Origin of the sequence: Pseudohongiella spirulinae (assembly GCF_001444425.1) — a bacterium.
GTDB lineage: Bacteria > Pseudomonadota > Gammaproteobacteria > Pseudomonadales > Pseudohongiellaceae > Pseudohongiella > Pseudohongiella spirulinae.
In genome coordinates this window covers 387,064-410,607 of the sequence record NZ_CP013189.1, presented here as the reverse complement: position 1 = coordinate 410,607, position 23,544 = coordinate 387,064, and the positions used below count along the sequence as shown (strand labels likewise).

20 protein-coding genes are annotated in these 23,544 nt (G+C 55.7%); 11 read left to right on the top strand and 9 right to left on the bottom strand.

Annotated elements, in window-relative coordinates; genetic code table 11:
• Positions 1–2 precede the first annotated feature (2 nt).
• Positions 3–1,862, bottom strand: a complete 1,860-nt coding sequence (locus PS2015_RS02045; protein ID WP_058020604.1) for a PleD family two-component system response regulator — start codon at positions 1,860–1,862, stop codon at positions 3–5.
• The gene (locus PS2015_RS02040; RefSeq protein WP_058020603.1) at positions 1,859–2,335 is read right to left on the bottom strand and encodes a response regulator; all 477 of its coding nucleotides are present in this window, start codon (positions 2,333–2,335) and stop codon (positions 1,859–1,861) included. Before PS2015_RS02040 ends, PS2015_RS02045 begins: the two co-directional genes overlap by 4 nt.
• Before the next feature lie 119 nt (positions 2,336–2,454).
• Here PS2015_RS02040 and gshB point away from each other — a divergent pair, with 119 nt between their 5' ends.
• Genes gshB through ruvX form a run of 4 tightly spaced genes read left to right on the top strand, consistent with a single transcriptional unit; the run spans position 2,455 to position 5,349 of the window.
• On the top strand, positions 2,455–3,408 hold the full coding sequence (gshB, locus tag PS2015_RS02035) for a glutathione synthase (protein ID WP_058020602.1): 954 nt from the start codon (positions 2,455–2,457) through the stop codon (positions 3,406–3,408).
• 26 nt (positions 3,409–3,434) lie between these two features.
• Positions 3,435–4,283 (top strand): energy transducer TonB, encoded by an 849-nt coding sequence (locus PS2015_RS02030; protein ID WP_058020601.1) that lies wholly within the window; start codon positions 3,435–3,437, stop codon positions 4,281–4,283.
• A 21-nt stretch (positions 4,284–4,304) separates the two neighbouring features.
• Complete coding sequence (locus PS2015_RS02025) at positions 4,305–4,892, top strand: YqgE/AlgH family protein (protein ID WP_058023094.1); 588 nt, start codon at positions 4,305–4,307, stop codon at positions 4,890–4,892.
• A gap of 7 nt (positions 4,893–4,899) precedes the next feature.
• On the top strand, positions 4,900–5,349 hold the full coding sequence (ruvX, locus tag PS2015_RS02020) for a Holliday junction resolvase RuvX (protein ID WP_237113355.1): 450 nt from the start codon (positions 4,900–4,902) through the stop codon (positions 5,347–5,349).
• 50 nt (positions 5,350–5,399) lie between these two features.
• On the opposite strand, the gene PS2015_RS02015 is transcribed toward ruvX, so the two are convergent.
• The 5 genes from PS2015_RS02015 to PS2015_RS01995 form a co-directional block, all read right to left on the bottom strand.
• Positions 5,400–6,083 (bottom strand): fumarylacetoacetate hydrolase family protein, encoded by a 684-nt coding sequence (locus PS2015_RS02015; RefSeq protein ID WP_058020600.1) that lies wholly within the window; start codon positions 6,081–6,083, stop codon positions 5,400–5,402.
• Positions 6,084–6,148: 65 nt separating this feature from the next.
• Entirely contained in the window at positions 6,149–6,319 is a 171-nt protein-coding gene (locus PS2015_RS15565; protein WP_156412632.1) for a hypothetical protein, read from the bottom strand.
• 231 nt (positions 6,320–6,550) lie between these two features.
• Positions 6,551–8,983 (bottom strand): zinc-dependent metalloprotease, encoded by a 2,433-nt coding sequence (locus PS2015_RS02005; RefSeq protein ID WP_082627906.1) that lies wholly within the window; start codon positions 8,981–8,983, stop codon positions 6,551–6,553.
• Between the two features lie 98 nt (positions 8,984–9,081).
• Positions 9,082–9,912, bottom strand: a complete 831-nt coding sequence (locus PS2015_RS02000; RefSeq protein WP_058020598.1) for a MipA/OmpV family protein — start codon at positions 9,910–9,912, stop codon at positions 9,082–9,084.
• A gap of 222 nt (positions 9,913–10,134) precedes the next feature.
• Positions 10,135–14,658 (bottom strand): DEAD/DEAH box helicase, encoded by a 4,524-nt coding sequence (locus PS2015_RS01995; RefSeq protein WP_058020597.1) that lies wholly within the window; start codon positions 14,656–14,658, stop codon positions 10,135–10,137.
• Positions 14,659–14,929: 271 nt separating this feature from the next.
• Here PS2015_RS01995 and PS2015_RS01990 point away from each other — a divergent pair, with 271 nt between their 5' ends.
• From PS2015_RS01990 to PS2015_RS01965, 6 genes are all read left to right on the top strand, one after another.
• Positions 14,930–15,310: a DedA family protein gene (locus PS2015_RS01990; RefSeq protein WP_169792258.1), complete on the top strand. Its 381-nt coding sequence runs from the start codon at positions 14,930–14,932 to the stop codon at positions 15,308–15,310.
• A gap of 112 nt (positions 15,311–15,422) precedes the next feature.
• Positions 15,423–16,082: a signal peptidase I gene (gene lepB, locus PS2015_RS01985; RefSeq protein ID WP_058020595.1), complete on the top strand. Its 660-nt coding sequence runs from the start codon at positions 15,423–15,425 to the stop codon at positions 16,080–16,082.
• 82 nt (positions 16,083–16,164) lie between these two features.
• Complete coding sequence (gcvT, locus tag PS2015_RS01980; RefSeq protein WP_058020594.1) at positions 16,165–17,280, top strand: glycine cleavage system aminomethyltransferase GcvT; 1,116 nt, start codon at positions 16,165–16,167, stop codon at positions 17,278–17,280.
• A 16-nt stretch (positions 17,281–17,296) separates the two neighbouring features.
• A complete protein-coding gene (gene gcvH, locus PS2015_RS01975; RefSeq protein WP_058020593.1) occupies positions 17,297–17,680 on the top strand; it encodes a glycine cleavage system protein GcvH in 384 nt (127 codons plus the stop codon).
• A complete protein-coding gene (gene gcvP, locus PS2015_RS01970) occupies positions 17,677–20,571 on the top strand; it encodes an aminomethyl-transferring glycine dehydrogenase (protein ID WP_058020592.1) in 2,895 nt (964 codons plus the stop codon). Before gcvH ends, gcvP begins: the two co-directional genes overlap by 4 nt.
• Positions 20,572–20,579: 8 nt before the next feature.
• A complete protein-coding gene (locus tag PS2015_RS01965) occupies positions 20,580–21,404 on the top strand; it encodes an ion transporter (protein WP_058020591.1) in 825 nt (274 codons plus the stop codon).
• Positions 21,405–21,410: 6 nt separating this feature from the next.
• On the opposite strand, the gene PS2015_RS01960 is transcribed toward PS2015_RS01965, so the two are convergent.
• The gene (locus tag PS2015_RS01960) at positions 21,411–22,448 is read right to left on the bottom strand and encodes a type IV pilus twitching motility protein PilT (protein WP_058023091.1); all 1,038 of its coding nucleotides are present in this window, start codon (positions 22,446–22,448) and stop codon (positions 21,411–21,413) included.
• A 141-nt stretch (positions 22,449–22,589) separates the two neighbouring features.
• On the opposite strand from PS2015_RS01960, the gene PS2015_RS01955 reads away from it, so the two are divergent.
• Positions 22,590–23,303: a YggS family pyridoxal phosphate-dependent enzyme gene (locus tag PS2015_RS01955; protein WP_058020590.1), complete on the top strand. Its 714-nt coding sequence runs from the start codon at positions 22,590–22,592 to the stop codon at positions 23,301–23,303.
• Here the strand turns inward: PS2015_RS01955 and PS2015_RS01950 are convergent.
• Complete coding sequence (locus PS2015_RS01950; RefSeq protein ID WP_058020589.1) at positions 23,248–23,532, bottom strand: acyl carrier protein; 285 nt, start codon at positions 23,530–23,532, stop codon at positions 23,248–23,250. The genes PS2015_RS01955 and PS2015_RS01950 overlap by 56 nt on opposite strands.
• Positions 23,533–23,544: the final 12 nt, after the last annotated feature.

The window sequence follows — 23,544 nt, the reverse complement described above, 5'->3', positions numbered from 1 at the left end:
GATTACGGCTGGTCCTGATAGGCAGGGATCTGTTGCATCAATTGGCTTTGTGTCCGCAGCAATTCTGACATAACGGCTCGAAGACTTTCTGAAGGTTCAGATCGGGTCAACAATTTCCGCAGGCGCCTGTTGATTTGATAACATTTTTGCCATTCTGCCGATTGGGGATGGGCACTGTTTGCCGTCTGATAGCGTCCTGGCTCATCGGCAACCGATTTATCCAGCAGCAACATGCGATCCAGCAAACGATACAGGCGTTCGGTCAACGAACCGGCAGGACTGATTGTCTGCCATGCTGCAGCCTGATCCAACAGCAGGCAAAGACAAAGATGCGCCCTTCGTAGCTGACTCATCGCTGCTGGCACATCAACGGTTTCAGGCTTTAAGGCAATCACACTATAGGTCTGCATCAACACCAGAGATACGGACTCTATCGCGGACAATTTCAGGGCATTCGCCACCTCGTTAAGCGCTGTCAGTTCGTGCCGGATTTCGTTGCAGACCAGATCATACTGTTCATGCGACCTGGTCAGGGCGGCCAGGCACGCTTGCGGACACGGTAAACGGCTGAGCTGAGCGGCAAGCATGGTCTGCTGCGCTGAACTGATTGCGAGGTGCGGACTGAGTGCTTGTCTGCGCAGCAGACGGACAAGCTGTTCAGTGTCGTGCACATCTGGCATGTTTGTATCCACAAACACCGAATCGACTGGCAAAATAAGGCTGGCGGCAAGACTGCTGGTTACAATTCGCAGAGTCTCCGGGGGCTCCGGCTGCAGACGCAACCAGACCAGCATTTGATAACAATCCGCATAGCTTGCTGTGCGCCGGTCACGCCAGTGTTCAAACACAGATTCGAGTTCTGCCACATGCTCATCTTCCCGGCGGGGCTGTGACTCTGCATCAATAGCAGTTGACCCCGTGCACAGGTTTAACAGTTTTTGCCACTCTTGCGGAACACGCAGCTCACGACAATGCCGCAGCCGGGCAGCCTGCCACAACCAGAGCCAGACTGACGGCGCGGCAAACCTGTTGTCTGGTGACAGTTTTAATGCGTACAGACCAGTCCCTATCCGAATGAATTCCTGCAGGTTTTTGTCGCAGCACTGCATATGCAAACCAAGCAGTTGCGCACCGCATCGTGCTCCCGGCTCGACCAGCGGATCGTCCGGACAGGCACTTATTTCACGGTAGACAAGCTGATATAGCTTAAGCAGCTCCATCATCGATTTCCGGGCAGACACCGGATCAAAAGTCACCCCAATCGATCCATGGACAGGCCGCAAGAAAGTCAGTGCATTATTTATTGTGTCCGACTCTTCAATGAGGCTGCTCAGCCAGCGAGAATGGCCATCAGTGTCGCAGACAGACAGTTGGCGAGCTTGATCAAGGTAGTGCCGCAAACGAATACCTATTTGCACAGCCAACTGCTGTGTGGCCCCAGGCTCAGGAAACTTCGGGGAGTTTAGTCCCTCCATGACTAACAGTCCACGTCTCCGCGCACCTGTGCGACCGGCTACCAGGCACTCCAGCTGGCGTAACATGTCCTGCCGACCATACTCCCGATTGATGACAGCAGCCAGCCCTCTGGCAATCGCCCATTGGTGATCTGAGGCCTGTTCCCGATCACTGAGCAGAATGATCCTGGGTAAATCTGGTGACCAGCGGCTGATCAAAGATGCCGCCAGCGAGAAACCATTACCGCGATATCTGATCAGCTCAACCAGACAGATATCCGGGCGCGGCTGATCTGCCAGCTCCGACAAACCAGCCACCGCGGCAACCTGGTAACCTGCCTTGAGTAACAAGTCGGCCATGAGCTTACGGGTCACAGGCAGTTCATCGATCAACAGAACCGAAGTCACCAGTCCATCTCTGACTGGACCGCCGTCGAACTCATGCCCTGTAATGTCTGAAGCAGGTCAGCCGTGGTGAAAGGTCGGCGCAGACAGGCATCGGCACTGACGTGATCAGCCGTTGCTGAGTCCAGAAAATTGTCACCGTCCGATAGCAAAACAACCCGCAACTCTTTAAAATCCGGCGACTGACGCAACAATGAGCAGACCTGCCCGCCGCTGAGCCTGGGCAAAGAACTGGCCAGCATCAACAGATCAGGCCGCCATTCGGGTAACCGGCACAGCACATCAAATCCGTCACTGGCGCAGACAACCTCATAACCCTGCGCCTGCAGAACCTGTTGCATGCGATCACGCACCAAAGGCGCCTCATCAGCCAGCAATATCTTCAGCGGCTTTTCTGCGTCGACCGATTTATCAACACAGCCGGACTCAATGACCGGGCAATTGCTGGCAACTCTTTCCCTGACAACTTGCATCATGATCCTCCCTGATCAGATTGGCTTATTTGTGTTTTAGCACAGCCGTTACCGGTCTGCTGAAATAGTGATGGGCAACCGTGATATGATGACCGCCATCAATAATGTGGAGAGATTATTTCATGCAGATCCGACTGGGCATCGTCATGGACCCGATCAGCCAGATCACCTACAAAAAAGACACCAGCCTGGCCATGCTGGTCGCGGCCCAGCAGAAAGGCTGGGAGCTGTATTACATGGAGCAGGGCGACCTGTACCTGGCCGGCGACACGGCTATGGCACGCATGCGACCTCTGACCGCGGCCTATGATCCTCATCAGTGGTATACGCTGGGAGATGCCGAAGAGCGTCCGCTGGCCGACCTGCACGTTATTTTGATGCGCAAAGACCCGCCATTTGACAACAACTACATCTACTCTACCTATTTGCTGGAACGTGCCGAACAGGCTGGCACACTGGTAGTAAACAAACCGCAGGCCTTGCGCGACTGTAACGAAAAAATGTTCGCCACTGAGTTCCCACAGTGCTGTCCGCCACTGCTGGTCAGCAGCCGTGCTGACCGCCTGAAAGCCTTCCACAAAGAGCACGGTGATGTGATTTTCAAGCCACTGGACGGCATGGGCGGCAGCTCAATTTTCCGGCTCAAAGCGGATGATTCCAACATCAGTGTGATCATAGAAACTCTCACCTTGCACGGCAGTCGGCCGATTATGGCGCAGCGCTATATTCCGGAGATTGTCAAAGGCGACAAGCGCATCCTGCTGATTGACGGGGAACCAGTACCCTATGCATTGGCGCGGGTACCGGCTATTGGCGAGAGCCGCGGTAATCTGGCGGCCGGAGGCAACGGCGTCGCACAACCGCTGTCAGATCGCGATCACTGGATCTGCACGCAGGTGAAAGAAAGCATCAAAGCCAAAGGCCTGCTGTTTGTGGGGTTAGATGTCATTGGAGACTACCTGACGGAAATCAATGTCACCAGTCCGACCTGTGTGCGGGAAATTGATGCAGCCTACAACCTGGACATCGCCGGTGATCTAATGAACGTAATTGCAGCTCGTCTCGGGCAGGACTGATCCTGGCTGGTCCGATATAAAACCTTATGGAATCAGAACGCTTTGGTTTTACAGTATTTATCTCTGCCTGCCTGCATGTCATTGTCATCGCCGGGGTCGGATTCAGCTTTATGAGCGAGCGCCCATCAACACCGGCCATTGAAATCACTCTGGCACAGTTTCGCAGCGAGCAGGCGCCAGAGCAGGCCGATTTTATAGCCCAGGCTAATCAACAGGGCAGCGGAGATCTGGATGATGCCGCCGCGCCCGCGACCCCGTTTGAATCTCCGATTAACAGTGATGTCATTCAGGAGGTACAGCCAATTCCGACCCCTGCACCGGATGCCAGACAGCAGCAAGATACCCGCGTTGTCACCAGCACCAGAGCGGACCAGCAGATCAGCCAGGACGTTGAATCTCTGAATGAGGATAGCAGCCAGAACCTGTCCGAACACTCCAGCCCACAGGAAATCGCCATGGCCATCGCCAGTCTGCAGGCCCAACTCGACCTGCAGCAGCAGGCCTATGCCAAACGACCCCGCCGTTATACGCTGTCTTCCGCCTCCACCCAGCAGCGTCACGATGCCCTGTATCTGGACAACTGGCGAAAACAGATTGAACTGGTGGGCAACCAGCATTACCCTGAAGAAGCCCGCCAAAATGAGATATTTGGCAGCTTGCGCATGATGGTTGCCTTGCGACCGGACGGCAGCGTGGCGGAGATAAGAATTTTACAGGGTTCCGGTCATCCGGTACTGGATCTGGCGGCGGTGGATATTGTGCAACTCGCCGCACCGTTCGATCCGTTCCCCGAAGAATTACGCGGCGAGGTTGATATTCTGGAAATCATCCGCACATGGCGTTTTAGACCCGGTAATGCATTCAGCAGCCAATGAGGAGATCAAATGATGGGTAGTATGAATCGACCTCTGGAAGAAAACGCCAGCAGCCTGGAGCATCATTTTCTGATTGCCATGCCCCAGCTGCGCGACCCGCACTTTAATGGTTCGGTCACCTACATCTGGAAACACAATGCCGATGGAGCACTGGGGGTGGTTATCAACCGCCCTGCTCGCCTGCCGGTGACCGACCTCATGAATGAGCTCAAAATCACCGTCAACCCGGAGCTTGACGGCCGACTGAATGAAGAGAAAGTCATGTCTGGCGGACCGGTCGAGCGCCATAAAGGATTTATCATTCACCCGGCCGGGACAGAGTGGGAATACACCATGGCGGCGAATGATGACGTCAGTATCTCCATGTCCAGAGACATACTGGAGGCCATCGCCAAAGGCGAAGGACCCGATCAATACATCATTGCCCTGGGCTGCGCCGGCTGGGAAGGCGGTCAACTGGAGCGCGAGATCATCGACAATGCCTGGCTGACAGTGCCGGCCGATCCGGCCATTTTATTCTCAAAGGACTATGACAATATGGCGTCAGCGGCCGCCGGGGTGCTGGGTGTCAGCCTCAGCCAACTGTCATCACTGACCGGCCATTCCTGAGTCGCTGGTGGACGTTTATCCGCAGAAAGTTCGCCAGCCGCTGACTGTGCTGGCCTTTGACTTCGGCACCAAACGCATCGGCGTCGCTGCGGGGCAAAGCATCACAGGCACGGCGCAGGCGCTGGATCTCATCCCTGCCCGCGACGGCATTCCCGACTGGACTGCTCTGGAAGCCCTGGTCAAAATCTGGCAACCCGATGCCTTTGTGGTCGGGCTGCCTTTCAACATGGATGACAGTGAGAGCGAACTGACGCTGCGGGCCCGCAAATTTGGCAAGCGCCTGGAAGGCCGCCTGCACAAACCCTGTTTTGGTATTGATGAACGACTGACATCCTTTGAGGCACGTGGTGAAATCCTGCGCGGCAATCGCGACGAAGCCGTGGACAGCATCGCCGCGCGGCTGATTCTGGAGAGCTGGTTTGCGGGATTGCCGGCGGTGACTGACGATCAGCAATAACAGGCACGTGTGGCAAGCGACTGTGCGCTGCCCCTGCCCCCCGTAGCCTCTTACACCATTTTGAAGCGCAGCTCACCGACCCCTGCTATTTGCACCAGTACCTCATCTCCAAGCTCCACTGCGCTGACTCCAGCCGGCGTGCCGGTAAAAATCAAATCGCCCGCCGTTAATATGTAATAGGTGGACAGCTCGGCAATAATTTCATCCACCTTCCAGATCATGTCAGACAGATCGCCCTGCTGACGCGGCTGCCCGTTAACCGACAAGGTGATACTGCCTTTTTCCAGCCAGCCGGATTGTGTTTTGGGCACCAGCGGCGACACTGGACCGGAGGCATCAAAGCCCTTTGACACATCCCAGGGGCGCCCCTGCTTTTTAGCTTCCCCCTGCAGATCACGGCGCGTGAAATCAACTCCGACAGCGTAGCCATAGACGGCCTCGCGCGCCTGCTCCAGGGTCAGATTGCGGCCGCCCTTATGCAGCGCGACAACCAGTTCACCTTCGTGATGCAGATCCTGGGTGCGCGGCGGGTAGGGCACCTCGCCCGATGGCACAAACACGGCACAGGCAGGTTTACTGAAGAAAAAGGGCGCTTCGCGGCTCGGGTCTGCACCCATTTCTTTGGCATGTTCCGCATAATTGCGGCCCACGCAGAAGACGCGATTGATGGGGAATTGCTGGTCCGTGCTAACGATTGGCAATACGGGCTGGGCGAGTTCAAACAGGTTTTTCACGACGCGTCTCTTGGCAGCTAAAAATCACATTTTGCCATAGTGCCCAACGGAGAGACACCGCCAATTTATCGGGCCGGCAATGCCGCCCTTGGCAGATTAACCCGCCCTCGCCCCGCTATCCGGCATTCCGTAGACGCGAACCCACCCACACCACTGGAACAATAAGCAGCAGGAAGGCCAAGTGATACCAGACCGGCATCATGGCCCAGACACTGGCCTGCTATTGTCATCTTCATGATAATCACTCCTGTCAATTGTTATTGTTGCTGGAGGTCAATCGATACTGCTGCTGTTGATACTTCTTTGATACTCATCATAGCTTATGCCTGCCCTGTCCAGGCACTGCTCAAGCTGTGACATGGGCACCCTGCCACACTCAAATTTTTGCCGGGTTTGCAAAGACTCATAGATTCCCCGATTTGAGCAACCGACAAAAAGCACTAAAAACAGTATGTATACCATTGGTTTCATATCGGCGCACCCGGCGGCATGGGCAGCGGCGCACTCAACAGGCTGTTTTCACCCCCACGATCCAGCCAGTTTTCAATTTCATCCTGTGCGAGCTGGTAATGTGCCTGCCACTCAGGATGGGCACTGTCATCAGCGGCATCTTCCAGCCAGTCTTCCAACCTGCGCAGTTGCAGGTTGATGGCGGCCTTGACCTGATTGTCCACGCGATCCGAACGCAGCAGGCCCAGCATTCGATAAATCACCACGTTGTTGACGGCACGTTGCACTGCTCCGTTGGCGCCCTGCTGCGGATTTGCCCGCACGGTGGCATCCAGCACCCGCACCAGCACAACCGGCAGCGAAGGCAGACTGCTGTCCAGCATGTTCAGGTTGTTGATGCGCGTCAGCCGCTCGGCTTGCAGGATACCGGTAATCGTATGATCGGCAGCGGTTTCAGCGATGGTGACAAAATCCAGCCCCAGGGATGTGCGCAAGGGGAAACTTTCCCGGTTGCGACCATAACCGGGTGCGCGGGGCGGGATCAGCGCAAGAATGTCCGGCGATAGGGTCAGGACTTCCGGTTCCAGAGTCTGCAGCAGTGCATCCAACGCTCGCATTTGATCGTCGGTATTCACCGGAATGACCTGATCAGAAGACGTGGCCTCACCTTCATAAACTGAATACTCGTAGAAGGTGCCACCAACAAGGCGATGTACAGCCTCAACCTGGTAGCGATGCAACAGGTAGAGTGGCACAAGCACATCTTCCAGCTCACCGTAGGGCTCACCCACGCGCAGATTGCCTGGCCCGAAACGATTCAGGGCAGCACGTCGCACATCCAGCAGCCGTTGCAATTCTTCCACCGGATCAGCACCGTTATCCCACAAATGCGAGAGCGGATGTGAACCTCCTTCAGCACGACTATCCAGATCTGTTATGTACAGAAGACCAGCATCACGGTTTTCCTGCAGAATGGCTGCAAGCCCAGCAGCTTCATCCTGCGGCGACGCATATTGAGAATACCCATATTTGATGGTTTGGAAATCCCAGGTGCCAAGTCCCACATCATAGGCATCCAGTGCATTCAGCACACCCTGATCGGTGACATCCAGCAGCGGATGCGGGTAGTCCATCACGGAGGCGCGATCGTTCACACTGGCCGCAAAATTGTGGGCAATACCCAGCGTATGGCCCACTTCATGCGCTGACAGTTGGCGAATACGGGCCAGTGCCAATTCCTGTATGGCCTCATCGGAGCCTTCGCCAGCCAGACCAATCAGCGACTGGGCAATACGGTAGTCCTGACGGACACGCAATGAACCCAGTGTCACCTTGCCCTTGATAATTTCGCCCGTGCGGGGATCGGTCACACTGGAACCATAGGACCAGCCTCGAGTCGAGCGGTGCACCCATTGAATCACATTGTACCGAATGTCCATGGGATCGGCATCTTCCGGCAGAATTTCCACGCGGAAGGCATCAATAAATCCGATCGCCTCAAAGGCGGCATTCCACCAGCGCGCACCATCCAGCAGGGCACTGCGCACCGGTTCGGGCACGCCCGGATCCAGATAATAAATGATCGGCTCAACCGGCTCGCTGCGTGCCGCTGTGGGATCACGTTTCTCCAGACGGTGACGGGAAATATAGCGGCGTGTCATGTCTTCATTGATGGGTGCAGCAAAGTCCATATAGCTGCGCGACCAGTAACCCGATGCCGGGTGAAAGGCGCGTGGCTGATAGTTGTCATCCGGCAGTTGCACAAAGGAGTGATGCTGGCGCACTGTAATGGCTTCGGGTGTGGGTGTTACCGAACGCACCCAGGCACCGGGTTGTGTACCGGTAAAGGTCAACTGCGCCTCCAGCTCGGTATTCAAGGGAAAGTTTCGGGTGCGGTCCAGATACACGGCCGAGCGCGATTTATCCACGCTGTAACTGCCCTGCTGACTGCGCTGCAAGGTGGTGCTGACCCCATGCGCGTCAGTGAGCAGGAAGTCCGTCAGGTCAATCAGTACGGCATCGCCTTGTACAGCCAGCACCGTGAACCCTGCCAGAATGGATTCGGCAAAGGCTTCTGTCACCGACAGGCGCTCGGCGGCACTGTCCGATTCGGCCCGATAGGCCAGATTGATCTGTTTAAGGAATACCTTATTGCCATGGCGTTCAAAACGCACCACCCGGCTGCTGCCCACCTGCCCGCGATCCAGGCCAATATCATTGGAACCGATGCCGGTGGACAAGGAATTGGCATAGAGGAAATCTTCATTCCAGCGGTTGACCTGTAGCAGCAACTGCCCGGTGTCCGGTTTGTAGTAGAAGTCAAAAAAGCCGGTTTGGTGATCAGCACCGTCGATCAGATCGTTCCAGCTTTGCTGGGCGTGAGCTGGCAGGGCGAAACTCAGAGTAAGGCACAGCAGTAAAAATGCGTAATGGCGGGCGGGTGACAACATGGCAGCTTCTCCGTTCAGTGATAGACGGAGATTAGCACAAGTTGCGGAAACAGAAACGCCGGCAATGCCGGCGTCCGTCAGTGCAACAAGCTGGTGGCTCAGAATACGTAGATGAACCCTATACCTACTTCAGCCTCATAATTGCTGCGCGCAATCGGACTGCGTCTGATGTCGCTGCTGAAGTGCTCATAGAAAACCTCGCCAAAAATCTGCCAATTTTTGTTGATGTAATTACGATAGGTGTAATTAATACCGATTGAACGAAATCCTCCACTCAGGTTAGTCGCATTCAGCCCCGATGCAGCAGACTGGCTTGCGGTGATGCCAAAATCTCTGTTGGCACGTTTGCTGTCATTAAAAACCGCCACGATGCCAAGCTCAGATCCAGTCCCATCACGCGTTTCGCCAAAACGTCGACCCGCACCAAAAACCCCCAGGTTTCCGTTATCTCCAGTGATGACCCGACCATCCAGCCAGTAACGCCAGTCGTTGTCAAAAGCACGGCGCGCCTGCAGCACAAACTCAGTACCTTCTTCCGTATTACCGAGCCCGTTCAATCGGCCCTTATCGGAGTCACCTTCTTCGCGTCCTTCATCAAAGGCGACGGTGGCCTCGAACAGCCAGGTGTCGGAACGCAGTCCACGCCAACCCAGTGCTTCACCCGCAAAGTAGAAGATATTATCGCCTCTGCGCCACTGAATGGCGCCTGCCGGCTGCGCTTCAAAGCCGAACTCATCCGAGCCTTCGTAGGCAGTCTCGTACTCAACGCCCAGGCCCAGCCCGAATGCCCAGCCATCTTCACCCCTGGTAAAATCGTCGAGTGAGGGCAATGGCACCAGCGCGGTTCCTTCTTCCTGAGCCAGTGCAGGCTGAAAGGCGACTGTATTGATTACAATTGCCGCTAACACTGAACCTGTAAATTTTTTCAATTGAACTTTCCTCTAATGTGTCTTACAAAAAATGGTGTGTCGTGGAACAAAATGATGTCCTGATGTAGTCCCCGTTTACGTGAAAATTTTGTGAATAGATCACACGCGAGTTCTGCCCCGACTCGATCACTACCCGACAAAACATGAATGGATTTAATGATGATTCTGAAAGTCGAGGCCGCTTGATCAATTGCCCGAGCCTGACAGCCTGCTTGCAGGCTGCTAGGCAAGGTAGGCCCGCAACCGGGGATTAACATCCTGGCGGCGTAACAACTGCTCCAGGGCCCACTGATGTTCGGCAGGCACTTCGCGCAAGAAACGCACGGTGTTGCCATCGAGCACAGCGATGGGGATGCCGTTTTTATACAGCACCCGGTTGCGACTGCTGCGCGCCAGTTTTACATCCGGCAAGAATAAAGGCAGGTGATTGACCGGATCGGTGGCGGTGAGACTAACGTAAGTCGACGACTCCCAGTCACTCGTGCCAGCGTTTGAGCTGGAAAGCTCGCGAAGTTTACGCGCCTGCTCGCGCAGCGGTGCCACCGTTTCCGGCAAGGTGAACTGCTCGCCCCCCAGACCTTCTATAAAACGCCCGCCTCTTAAGGTACCGCGCAACTCGCGGCGTCGCAGCACCGGCAGCAGGTCACGCCAGGCAGGGACGCAGTTTTCTCGTTGCAGAATCTGGCGACTGAGCACACCCCAACGCTGCAGGTAGACATCAATCAGGGATTCCAGGTCTTCTTCGCTTAGCTCTGCCCCCGATGGCCGCCGCAGCAGCGACCAGCGTCCGGCGTCTTCAACACTGAACCCGGTTTTACGTGAGCGACCACCGCGTGTTTTGGCGGCACTGCCATTCAGGGCCGGTTTGCGTGCATCCGGCGTTAATAAGGCGCGCAGCCCCGTGAAACCGTCGCTGGTCAGCAGGCCGGCGGCAACCAGCTCAGACAGTGCCTGCTCAAGCTGAGATGCCAGCAATCCGGTTCGCTGGCGGATTTCCGCGAAAAAGCTGGCGCCATGTTGTTTCAAGTCATCCTGCACACGCGCAGCATTGGCACTCAAATCGGGACCGTCACGCTCGCCACTGGCGGCCAGTTGTTGCCAGACCGGCATCAGGGTGCGCGACGACAAAGTGATGGGGGTGGATTTAATGGGACCACCACTGCGCTTGCTGCCAGCACGCACAGCCGTCAGTGGCGCAGGCTGTGAATATCGTCCCCAGGTCAGCCGGCCACTGCTGCACAGGCCATCCAGCCATGACGGATCATACAGACTCAGCCGGGACGCAAAAATGTCGCCCTCCCAGGCGGCTGCCGGCGCCACCATGCCATCCAGCCTCTCAACAGTACGCTCAAGAATGGCCTGCGCGGCAGGTGCGGAAGGTAATGCCTGTGGCCTGGGCGTCAGCGACTGACAACGCAGTTCATGCAATTCAAACAGGTAGCAAGTGTATGCCTGCAACGAGACCGGCTTGATGGCCTCTCGGTGGGCATCCAGTGTGTAGCGGTGAATTCGCTGCAGCAGGCGGCGTTCACACCACTGCAATGAAGCGTCATCCGTGCGCCCCACACTGCTGCGGCTGAAACGTCCGCGGAAAACAAAACCTTCACGCTCCAGCGTCATCAGCGCCAGTTCTATTTTTTTAGCAGAGATCCCGCTATGCTCGACCAGTGCTAGTGCAGTAACAGGGCCAGATACATCCAGGCGACGCCGTACGATTGTCTGCACAGCGGCTTCTTCTGTGAGCGCTTGTGTGGCCAGCGAAGCCGGCAAGTCCGGTTCCGGTTCGGCTTTAAGCCCGGCAAACAACAACCGGAATACCGGCAGCATTTCTGCGGTGATCCACAGACCATTTTTCAGCACCTCGGGCTCTGCAATACGACACACACGTCCTTGTGTAACCAGCGCCTGCAGAAATCGTTCTGCACCCGTATTCTTCTGCACCTCTTGCGGCGTCATAAACCCGGCACAATACAGGGCATCGTGTAATTCTTCCGCGTCGCGCATCAGCGGCCAGGCTTCATCGCGCACACGTTCGATAGCTGCTTCATCCAGTCGGCTGTAATCGCCCGCTTCAGCCGGGTCTACCCAACTGCGATTGCGAATGGCCAGTGTGCGACGCTCTTCAAAAGGCGCATCATCCAGGAAGGCATAGGGCCGCGCGTTGATAATTTCCTGAGCGAAGGGCGACGGCTCACGCAGATCCAGCGCCACCAGCTCAATCTCCTTGTTTTCCATCTGCCGCAGCAATTCCAGTAAGCCGTCAATGTCCATGGCTTCCGTCAGACAATCATGAATGGTCTGCTTCACCAGTGGGTGCTCGGGCACATCCCGTTTGCCGGTGATATTTTCCAGACAGGCAATCTGATCAGGAAAAACCTGAGCGACCAGATCTTCGGCATCCATACGCTGAAACTGCGGCGGTACGCGTTTACCACTGCGGTTGCGCTGAATGGCCAGCGAACGAGTCGCATTCCAGCGCCAGCGCACCTCGAACATGGGCGCATCCAGCAGGGCCTGAGTCAACACATCGGTAGCCGAGTTACTGTGCAGGTACTGGAACACTTCTTCCAGTGGAAAGCTGTGCACCGAACCCAGGGAGATCACAATGCTGTCTTCATTGGCCGCGGCCTGCAGCTCAAAATTGAAGGTGCGACAGAAACGTTTGCGCAGCGCCAGACCCCAGGCCTTGTTCAGCCTGTTGCCAAAAGGGGCATGTATCACCACATGCATATCACCGACTTCGTCAAAGAAACGCTCCATGACAATACGCTGCTGCGAGGGCATCATGCCCAGCGCTGTGCGCCCGGCGTGCAAATACTCCACCAGTTGAGCCGCAGCGGCGGTCGGCAAGCCGACCTCGCTTTTTAGCCAGTTCAGCGCCTGTGATGGCCCGGCATCCTGCAACCGCTCATCTATCTCTTCACGCAAACGCGCAACTGACACTGACAACTCTGCAGTGCGGCCCGGCCCTTCACCAAACCAGAAGGGCACTGTCGGTTTCTGACCATGCGCATCACGTACCCGCACTTTCAGACCATCTACCCTGACCATCTGCCAGGCGTGGGTGCCCAGCGCAAAAATATCGCCGGGCAGCGTTTCCAGTGCAAAATCTTCGTTCAGGCTGCCGACTACCGTGTCATCCGGATCAAGCACCACTTGATAATCAAACATGTCGGGAATGGCACCGCCATTGGTCAGCGCTGTCAGACGCGCGCCACGACGGGCGCTGGCGCGGTTATGAATGCGATCCAGATGCAGCCAGGCGCCACGTCGCCCTAACCGGGTGGAATAACCATCGGCCAGCATTTGTACCAGGGCATCAAACTGCTCGCGCGGCAGATTGCGATAGGGCCAGGCACGAGTACAAAGTGTATACAACTCATCCAGTGACTGCGGCGCGGTGTCTTCATCCTGACGCGCTGCCAGCTCTGCAACAATCTGCTGCGCCAGAATATCCAGCGGCTGCTCCGGCATCAGAATTTTATCCAGCTCACCGCGCCGGATACTGTCCACCAGCGCCGTGCATTCCACCAGATCATCGCGGGTCAGCGGGAACAGAACACCCTTGGGTGTGCCACCGACTTGGTGGCCACTTCGGCCCACCCGCTGCAAAAACGTCGCAATGCTGTGCGGCGAGGCAAACTGCACAACTAAATCTACTGCGCCAATATCAATGCCCAGCTCCATCGACGCCGTGGCTACCAGCACTTTTAATTTGCCGGCTTTTAATTGCTGCTCGGCTTTATGGCGCCGCTCTTTGCTCATGCTGCCATGGTGGGAGCTGACCAGAGCGGCACCGCCTTCGCCATACAGACTCTCGCTGCCCAGGCGCCCAGACAACGCCAGCGCCAATCGCTCCGACAGGCGTCGTGTATTGACAAACACCAGCGTGGTGCGATGCTGTTGAATCAGCTCTACCAGGCGCTCATAGAGTTCACCCCAGACCTCGTTGCTCATCAGCGCGGACAGCGGCGACGACGGCACCTCGATCTGAATATCCAGCTGTCGGCGATGGCCGCTGTCAACGATGACACAGTCGGGGACGGAGGTCGCCTCCGTCCCCCGCGCGACCAGATAATTGGCGACCAGGTCAATCGGCTTCTGCGTGGCCGACAAGCCAATACGCTGCAGGGTTCCAGATTTCTTTGTAGCGGCACCAGGTTGCCCATCAATCAATGCCTGCAACCGCTCCAGCGACAGCGCCAGGTGCGAACCGCGCTTGTCACCCAGCATGGCGTGAATTTCGTCGATGATCACGGTGGTGACACTGCGCAGCAGATTGCGCCCCTGCCCGCTGGTCAGCAGCAGATACACCGACTCCGGCGTTGTCACCAGAATGTGGGGCGGTTTTTTGAGCATCTTCTGCCGCTCGGTCTGCGGCGTATCGCCGGTGCGCACAGCAATACGAATACCGGCCGGGCGGGCGCACTGCATAAACAGCTCGTCTTCTATACCAGCCAGGGGTTGCTGCAGATTGCGCTCGATATCGTTGCTCAGGGCTTTCAGCGGCGAGATATACAATATGCGGGTCTGATCCGGCAATGGCGCCTGCTGCGCTTCCTGCACCAGCTGGTCAATAGCAGCATAAAAGGCCGCCAGGGTTTTACCACTGCCAGTAGGTGCCGCGATCAGGGTATGCTTTCCTGCCTGAATGGCCGGCCAGGCCTCTGCCTGGGCAGGCGTTGGCTGACCCAGCACAGCTTCAAACCAGGCACGGCTGGCGGGATGGAAGGAGCTCAATGACATGATAGTCCAGCAACCAGGGCTGTTTATTTATACAGTGCAGTATACGCCAAAATCCGCTTGCCGCAAGCCAGGCACTGATTAGTCGTCCACCAAGGCTCTGCCGGCGTATAAGGCATGATATTTAAACAAACCAATCGGGGGAACAATCATCGAACAGTGGCTGACAGACATACTGGCATCCTATGGCGAACAGGCTATCTGGCTGGTACCGGCATTCGCCTTTGCTGAAGCCTGCATTGGCATTGGCCTGTTCGTGTCAGGTGCTTTTCTGGTGATCGTAGGTGCCACCCTGCTCGGCACAGAAAGTGCCACACTGGCGCAGATCACCCCATTGGCATTTGCCGGTGCGGTTGCCGGTGATCATGTGGGCTACTGGCTTGGCTGGCGCGTGGGGCCGCGCTTTCATCACACTGCTTTTGCTGCCCGATACCAAACATCTATTAGCAAGGCTGAAAATATGATCCGCCGCTTTGGTGGCATGGCCATTTTTGTAGGGCGGTTTATCCCTGCTATCCGCAGCGTCGTCCCCGGCATGCTGGGTGTTGCCGGCTTCCGGCCCGGACTTTACAGTCTACTGGACTTGTTGGCCTGCCTGCTTTGGTCGTTGGCTCTGGCAGCGATTTTAGCGGGTTCAGTACAGTTATTCTCTTGATCCGTATAGCAATTGCGACGACTCGCACAGATATTTAGACAGGACTTATTGACCTGATCAGACTATGCCGCTAACTTACTCTTTGCAGCCCATCTCTAAAGTAGTCAGCCACATGAAACGCTATCTGTCGATCTTCTGGCACGAAAACAAGAAATTTTTGTTGATTCTGGCCAGTATCGTCTGCTTCAAGAGTGCCGTCGCCGACCTGAATTCCATATCCGGCCGTTCGATGCAGCCGACATTGCTGGATGGCGATAAAGTCTGGGTTAACAAACTGGCCTACGACGTCAAAATTCCTTTTACCGATATCGCTCTGCTGAACCTGCACGATCCGATGCGTGGCGATATTGTCATCATCGATTCTGAGGCCGCCGGCAAACGCCTGGTCAAACGTATTATTGGCGTGCCCGGCGATACCATCTACATGCGCAATAACATGCTGGTTGTAAACGGTGAAATCGCCGACTATGAGGTCCTATCGGAAGAACAAGAGGGCCTTGTGATTATTGAGCATCTGTTTGATCAATCACATCAGGCTATGATCTCCAACTTCAGAGGTAGCCGGTCAACCCGCAGTTATGGTCCTTCGGAAGTACCCGATGGCCACTTCTTCGTGCTCGGCGACAACCGGGACAACAGTGCAGACAGCCGCCTGTACAGCTTCATCCCTCGCGAACAGATTGTCGGGCGCTCCAGCTCGGTCGTCTTTTCTCTGGACAGCGAGCAGAGCTTCCGCCCCCGCAGCGGCCGTTTTATGGCGCAACTTGACTGACGCCGTATTGACTAACGTCGTATAATAGCCGCCCTGCCCATTCATTCAGAACTCCTGCCAGACCAGGAAAAGGATTCACATCGTGGGAAACCGAACACCTCTTTTCAGCAGACATCAGGATGCTGGCGCCAGGCTCGTCGATTTTGGCGGCTGGGACATGCCAATTCAATACACTTCGCTGATCGAAGAGCATAACGCCGTCCGCACACATGCCGGCGTCTTCGACGTATCCCACATGACCATCGTTGATGTCTCCGGCCCGGATGCCGAGCGCTGGCTGCGTTTCATGCTGGCGAATGATGTTGCCCGCCTGAAAATCAGCGGCCAGGCGCTTTATACCGGCATGCTGAATGAGCAGGGTGGCGTTATCGATGACCTGATCGTCTATCGCACAGAACAGGGCTTCCGCATGGTAGTCAATTGCGCTACCCGCGAGAAAGATCTGCAATGGATGCAGGATCACCTTGAGGGTTTTGAGGTTCATCTGCAGGAACGCCCGGAGCTGGCAATTCTGGCAGTACAGGGTCCGGCAGCACTGACACTGACGGCACAGGTACTGCAAACACTGGGACAGCCTGAACTGGCGGGGGCGCCAGCATCCCTCAAGCCCTTTACTGCAACAGGCAGCGGCGACTGGTTTGTGGCACGTACCGGCTATACGGGTGAGCACGGCATGGAAATCATGCTGCCTGATCAGAATGCCGGCCAGCTCTGGGACGCCTTGCTGCAGGCCGGAGTCAAACCCATCGGCCTGGGCGCACGCGACACACTGCGACTGGAAGCTGGCATGAACCTGTATGGACACGACATGGATGAATCCACTTCGCCCCTTTCAGCGAATATGGCATGGACAATCGCCTGGGAACCGGCAGATCGTCAATTTATCGGGCGGGCGGCTGTTGAGCAGCACAAACAACAACTGGCTGACGGACAGCTACCGATCATGAAGGGCTTGGTGATGACTGAGCGCGGCGTATTGCGCGAAGGGCTGCGCCTGGAATGCGTGATGGCGGACGGCAGCAAACTGGATGGCATTATCACCAGCGGCACCTTCTCACCCACATTGAAGCATGCTATTGCATTAGCTAGAATTCCGTCTGGAACGCAGCAGTGCGCTGCAGACATCCGTGGCAAGCTTATCCCGGTGCGTATGGTAAAACCCGGTTTTGTACGTCATGGCAAAAAAGTTTTTGACTAACCACGAGGATTAAGCTGTGAGTGATTTTCCTGATGATTTGAAATATTCCGCCACCCACGAATGGGTGCGTGTGGAAGAAGACGGCAGCGTCACTGTGGGCATATCTGATCATGCTCAGGACCTGCTGGGCGACATCGTCTTTATTGAACTGCCGGAAGAGGGTGCCACAGTCACGGCCAAGGATGAGATGAGTGTTGTTGAGTCCGTCAAAGCAGCTTCTGACATCTACGCACCGTTATCGGGCGAGGTTATTGCCGTCAATGATGATCTGAACGACGCGCCCGAAACCGTCAACTCTGACCCCTATGGCGAAGGGTGGATCTGCCGCATTTTGCCCAGTAATCCAGCGGAACTGGAAGACTTACTGGATGCTGACACCTATGCTGGAATGTGTGAATGAATCTGACTACGCCGCTGCGATCCCTGCAAGACTCTGAATCCTTTATTACCCGCCATATCGGCCCCGATGAACAGGAAACGGCGGCCATGCTGGCCGAGCTGGGTTATGACTCACTGGAGGCGCTTATTCAGGCCACCCTGCCGGCCGCCATTGCGCTGGACAGACCACTGACCCTGGGTGAACCGTCCAGTGAACAGCAGGCACTGGGTCGACTGCGGCAACTGGCAGATCAAAACACTCTGCACCGCTCATACATCGGACTGGGGTATTACGATACCATCACGCCACCGGTGATTCTGCGCAACGTTCTGGAAAATCCGGGCTGGTATACCGCCTACACACCCTATCAGCCCGAGATTTCTCAGGGCCGACTGGAGACCTTGCTGGCCTTTCAGCAGATGGTGCTTGATATGACCGGCATGGAGCTCGCCAACGCCTCTCTGCTGGATGAAGCAACTGCGGCAGCAGAGGCCATGGCACTGGCCAGACGCGTCAGTAAAGCAAAAAAGGCCGAGGCATTTTTTGTTGACCAGGCCTGCTTCCCGCAGACCATTGACGTCATTCGCACCCGCGCCGAGAGTTTTGGCTTCGAACTGATCATCGGTCCAGCAGAAGAAGCCGCCAGCCATGATGTTTTTGGCGCCATCCTGCAATACCCGGACCGCGATGGTCGGGTGATCGATCTTCGCCCCATCATAGCTGCACTTCAGGCGAAGCAGGCTATTGCCTGTGTAGCTGCCGACCTGATGAGCCTGGCTCTGCTGACGCCGCCCGGTGAGAAGGGTGCAGATGTTGTGGTTGGAAACACGCAACGCTTTGGCGTACCAATGGGATTTGGCGGCCCTCACGCTGCCTATTTCGCCACCAAAGATGAATACAAACGTGCTGTGCCTGGCCGCATTATCGGCGTCTCTGTGGATGCCCGCGGCAAGCAGGCCTATCGCATGTCGCTGCAGACCCGCGAGCAGCACATTCGCCGTGAGAAAGCCAACAGCAATATCTGCACGGCGCAGGTATTGCTGGCCAATATCGCTGCCATGTATGCCATGTATCATGGCCCGCTGGGTGTGCAGAAAATTGCGCTGCGCATTCACCGCCTGACCCGCATTCTGGCCGCCGGTCTGCAGCACAGCGGAATGACACTGAACACCGATTTTTTTGACACGCTCACTGTACAGCTCGGCGGCGCTGATCGTCAGGCCGTTCTGCAGCGCGTCAGCCAGGCGGGTATCAATCTGCGCGATACTGACGCAGACAGCGTCGGCATCAGTCTGGATGAGTGCAGCACATTAAGCGACGTGCAAACGCTCTGGCAGATTCTGCTGGGTGACTCGGCAGCAAATCTGAATGTGAACGATATCGAGGCCGCACTGGATCAGCAGCAGCTGGGCATACCGACTGGCCTGCAGCGGCAATCAGCTTATCTGCAGCACCCGGTATTCAATCGGTATCACAACGAAACTGACATGCTGCGCTATCTTAAACGTCTTGAAAACCGCGATCTGTCATTGGCTCATGCCATGATCCCGCTGGGCTCCTGCACCATGAAGCTGAATGCAACCGCCGAGATGATCCCGATCACCTGGCCCGAATTCAGCAAGCCGCATCCCTTTGTACCTCGCGACCAGGTCAGTGGTTACCTGACAATGATCAGGGAGCTGGAAGACATGCTGGCTGAGATCTGCGGCTTTGACGCCGTCAGCATGCAGCCTAACTCCGGCGCCCAGGGCGAATATGCCGGCCTGCTGGCTATCCGCCGTTATCTGGACAGTATCGGCCAGCAGCAGCGCAACGTCTGTCTGATCCCCAGTTCGGCTCACGGCACCAACCCGGCCAGCGCACAGATGCTGAGCATGAAAGTGGTGGTGGTTGCCTGTGATGCAAAGGGCAATATTGATGTTGCTGACCTGAAGGCGAAAGCCGAACAGCACAAAGACAGCCTGGCGGCATTGATGATCACCTACCCATCAACACATGGCGTGTTTGAAGAAGCCGTCAAGGATATCTGCCAGATCGTACATGATCACGGCGGTCAGGTTTACATGGACGGCGCCAACCTGAATGCGCAGGTCGGTGTGTCTCGACCCGGCGACATAGGGGCTGACGTATCACACGTCAACCTGCACAAGACTTTCTGCATCCCGCATGGCGGCGGCGGTCCCGGCATGGGTCCGATTGGCATCAAGGAGCACCTGATACCTTTTGTTGCCAATCATGCCGTTGTAAAGCTGGACGGCCCGCAGGAAAACAGTAGCGCCGTCTCGGCAGCGCCCTGGGGCAGCTCCAGCATTCTGCCCATCTCCTGGATGTACATTGCCATGATGGGCGCATCAGGATTACTCAAAGCCACACAAGTGGCCATTCTGAGCGCCAACTATATTGCCAGACGCCTTGAAGACCATTACCCAGTACTGTATACCGGCAAAAACGGCCGGGTCGCCCACGAATGCATTATCGATCTGCGCCCGCTTAAGGCTGCCACCGGTATCACAGAAGAGGATGTCGCCAAGCGCTTGATGGACTACGGTTTTCACGCACCGACCATGTCATTTCCGGTCCCTGGCACGTTGATGATTGAGCCAACAGAAAGCGAACCCAAAGAAGAGCTGGACCGCTTTATTGAAGCCATGATCTGTATTCGTCAGGAGATAGCGCGAGTAGAGTCCGGCGAGCTGGATGCGGAAAACAATATGCTGCGTCATGCGCCGCATACTCTGGCCGACATCATGGATGAGCAGTGGAACAGGCCCTACAGCAAGCAGGAAGCAGCCTTCCCTGTCACATCTTTGCGGGACAATAAGTTCTGGCCGTCGGTCAACCGTATCGACAATGTGTATGGTGATCGCAATCTGTTCTGCGCCTGCCCGGCGATAGAGAGTTATACCTCCTGAGGAAATCCATGGACCTGTCATTCCGGCAGCGTGTGGCAAACTGGATCGAGAGTCCCTCGGTCCAGAATGTCATCATCGGCGTCATCATTTTTAATGCCATCACCCTGGGGCTGGAAACCTCAACCACAGTAATGCGGCTGTTTGGTGGTCCGCTCAAGTTGATTGAGCAGGTAGTACTGGGTGTTTTTGTCGTAGAAATACTGATCAAATTGTACGCCCACGGGCTGCGTTTTTTCCGCAGTGGCTGGAACATTTTTGATTTCCTGATTGTTGCAATCGCTCTGGTGCCGGCTACCGGTCCGCTGGCCATTCTGCGCGCCCTGCGTATTCTGCGGGTGCTGCGTCTGCTGACCAAGATCGAACGGTTGCGACGACTGATTGAATCGCTGATGCATGCCATCCCCAGCATCGGCTGGATTCTGTTCCTGCTCAGCATGGTGTTTTATATCTACGGCGTCATGGGAACGCAGTTATTCGCTGAAGCCTTCCCGGAAAAGTTCGGGCACCTCGGCCGAACCCTGTACAGCCTGTTTCAGATAATGACGCTTGAAAGCTGGTCTGAAGGCATCTCCCGGCCGGTAATGGCTGTTTATCCCTATGCCTGGCTCTATTTTACGTCCTATGTTTTGATTACCGCTTTTGTCGTGCTGAACCTGTTTATCGGTATTATCGTCAGCACCATGCAGGAAACGCATTACGAAGAGGAAAACCGTCGTCGTGATGCTAAAGAGGCAGCTGCTCATGCCGAAAGGGAAGAGATGTTGAGACTTATCCGCGAACTGAATGACAAGATTGATGCCCTGCAATCAGTTCGCAACGAATCCCGGGAATAAAACCATTTAAAGAAATGCGTCCGGTGTCTTGGCCTTGGTGCGCGCAGCTTCTTTGCTGATCAGGCCTGCCTGCACCAGCTCTTTCAGATGCTGATCCAGCGTACGCATGCCAGAGCCGGCACCAGTCTGGATAGCCGAATACATCTGCGCAATTTTGTCTTCACGAATCAGGTTTCGGATGGCGGGAGTTGCCATCATAATCTCATGTGCAGCAACACGCCCTCCACCATTCTTTTTCAGCAGTGCCTGTGAAATAACGGCCTGTAACGACTCCGACAGCATCGAGCGTACCATGCTCTTTTCACCGGCTGGAAATACATCAATTATCCGGTCAATAGTTTTGGCAGCCGAGCTGGTATGCAGGGTCGCGAAAACCAGATGGCCCGTCTCTGCCGCTGTCAGTGCCAGGCGAATGGTCTCCAGGTCGCGCAACTCACCAACCAGGATAATGTCGGGATCCTCGCGCAGAGCCGAGCGCAGCGCTTCATTAAAACCATGCGTATCCCGATGCACTTCACGCTGATTCACCAGACACTTGTGACTCTCATGTACGAATTCGATCGGGTCCTCAATAGTCAGAATATGCTCATAGCGGGACTTGTTGATGTAATCGATCATGGCCGCCAGTGTTGTGCTTTTACCTGAGCCGGTAGGACCCGTCACCACCACCAGGCCGCGGGCGAAATTGGCGATATTTTCAAACACCTGCCCCATGCCCAACTGCTCCATCGTCAGTACCTCTGAAGGGATGGTCCTGAACACGGCGGCAGCACCGCGGTTCTGATTGAAGGCATTGACACGAAAACGTGCAATATCCGTCAGTTCAAAGGAAAAGTCCGTCTCCAGAAACTCTTCGTAATCCTTGCGCTGACGATCAGACATGATCTCGTAGATCAGACCCTGGACGGTCTTATGATCCATCACCGGCAGGTCAATCTTGCGCATATCACCATCCACCCGGATCAGTGGCGGCATGCCAGCTGTCAAGTGCAGATCAGATGCGCCGTTTTTTACGGCAAAGGTTAACAGCTTGGTGATATCCATAACGTATTGAACTCCGACTGCCGGTTTGGTTTTGCATTGAATAATAGCCTGTTTGTTATCGCCATGCACGATCGGCGCAAGCAAAAAAGTAGGATTTACAACCCCACGCAGATGCTTGCCAGGCATGCTAGTATTGCTGTCATGAGCGACACCATCAAAAACCGATACCAACAACTGCTCGACGAACTGGCCAGACAGGAAAGCATCGCTGGTCGTTTGCCGGGCAGTGTGCATTTGTTGGCGGTCAGTAAAACGCACGGCCCGGAAAAAATACGCGAAGCCTGGCAGGCTGGCGCCCGGCAGTTCGGTGAAAATTACGTGCAGGAAGCCCTGGACAAAATTTCCGTGTTATCTGAACCCGGCACAGACACGCCTGATATTGTCTGGCACTTTATCGGTCCCATTCAGTCCAACAAAACCCGGGATATCGCTGAGCATTTTGATTGGGTACACAGTGTCGACCGACTCAAAATTGCCCGTCGCCTGAATGAGCAGCGCCCTGCGGACATGCCTCCCTTGAATATCTGCGTGCAGGTCAATCTTTCTCACGAAGATAGCAAATCCGGCGTTGATATCAACGATGTCGACGCGCTTTGTCAGCAAATAGCCGAACAGATGCCCCGCCTGAAAATCAGGGGCCTTATGGCAATCCCGGCACCCAGTACGGAATATGAAATACAGCGTCAGACCTTTCATCCACTGAAAGTGTTGTTTGACAAGCTGCGCGTCCGCTATCCGGATATGGATACACTGTCCATGGGCATGAGCGATGACTATCCGGCGGCTATCGCAGAAGGCGCTACAATGATTCGGATAGGCACGGCGATTTTCGGGCATCGTGAGCGGCCAGCCTGACCAGATCGGTAAGATCTCCGACTTTCTCTACCTGAAACAGAGCATGTTCCGGCAGCTCCAGACCCAGCCCGGTCTCCAGCTCAAAGACAATCTGCACCATGCGCAGCGAATCAATCATAAGATCCGCGACGGCCGTATCCGGCGCAATTTCCTGCCTGTCGCACAAATGTTCAGTGCACTCACCAATAACGCGTACGACTTCAGACTCCAGCATTTCCCGTTGCATCATGATCACAGCCTC

What these genes read in the sequence shown, in the direction of transcription:
- PS2015_RS02040 (WP_058020603.1), bottom strand. Translation starts at nt 2,335, where the DNA reads ATGATGCAAGTTGTCAGGGAAAGAGTTGCCAGCAATTGCCCGGTCATT.
- PS2015_RS01960 (WP_058023091.1), bottom strand. Translation starts at nt 22,448, where the DNA reads ATGGATATCACCAAGCTGTTAACCTTTGCCGTAAAAAACGGCGCATCT.
- PS2015_RS02005 (WP_082627906.1), bottom strand. Translation starts at nt 8,983, where the DNA reads ATGTTGTCACCCGCCCGCCATTACGCATTTTTACTGCTGTGCCTTACT.
- lepB (WP_058020595.1), top strand. Translation starts at nt 15,423, where the DNA reads ATGAAACGCTATCTGTCGATCTTCTGGCACGAAAACAAGAAATTTTTG.
- PS2015_RS01995 (WP_058020597.1), bottom strand. Translation starts at nt 14,658, where the DNA reads ATGTCATTGAGCTCCTTCCATCCCGCCAGCCGTGCCTGGTTTGAAGCT.
- PS2015_RS02030 (WP_058020601.1), top strand. Translation starts at nt 3,435, where the DNA reads ATGGAATCAGAACGCTTTGGTTTTACAGTATTTATCTCTGCCTGCCTG.
- PS2015_RS02025 (WP_058023094.1), top strand. Translation starts at nt 4,305, where the DNA reads ATGAATCGACCTCTGGAAGAAAACGCCAGCAGCCTGGAGCATCATTTT.
- gcvP (WP_058020592.1), top strand. Translation starts at nt 17,677, where the DNA reads ATGAATCTGACTACGCCGCTGCGATCCCTGCAAGACTCTGAATCCTTT.
- PS2015_RS01965 (WP_058020591.1), top strand. Translation starts at nt 20,580, where the DNA reads ATGGACCTGTCATTCCGGCAGCGTGTGGCAAACTGGATCGAGAGTCCC.
- PS2015_RS01955 (WP_058020590.1), top strand. Translation starts at nt 22,590, where the DNA reads ATGAGCGACACCATCAAAAACCGATACCAACAACTGCTCGACGAACTG.
- PS2015_RS15565 (WP_156412632.1), bottom strand. Translation starts at nt 6,319, where the DNA reads ATGAAGATGACAATAGCAGGCCAGTGTCTGGGCCATGATGCCGGTCTG.
- gshB (WP_058020602.1), top strand. Translation starts at nt 2,455, where the DNA reads ATGCAGATCCGACTGGGCATCGTCATGGACCCGATCAGCCAGATCACC.
- PS2015_RS01950 (WP_058020589.1), bottom strand. Translation starts at nt 23,532, where the DNA reads ATGATGCAACGGGAAATGCTGGAGTCTGAAGTCGTACGCGTTATTGGT.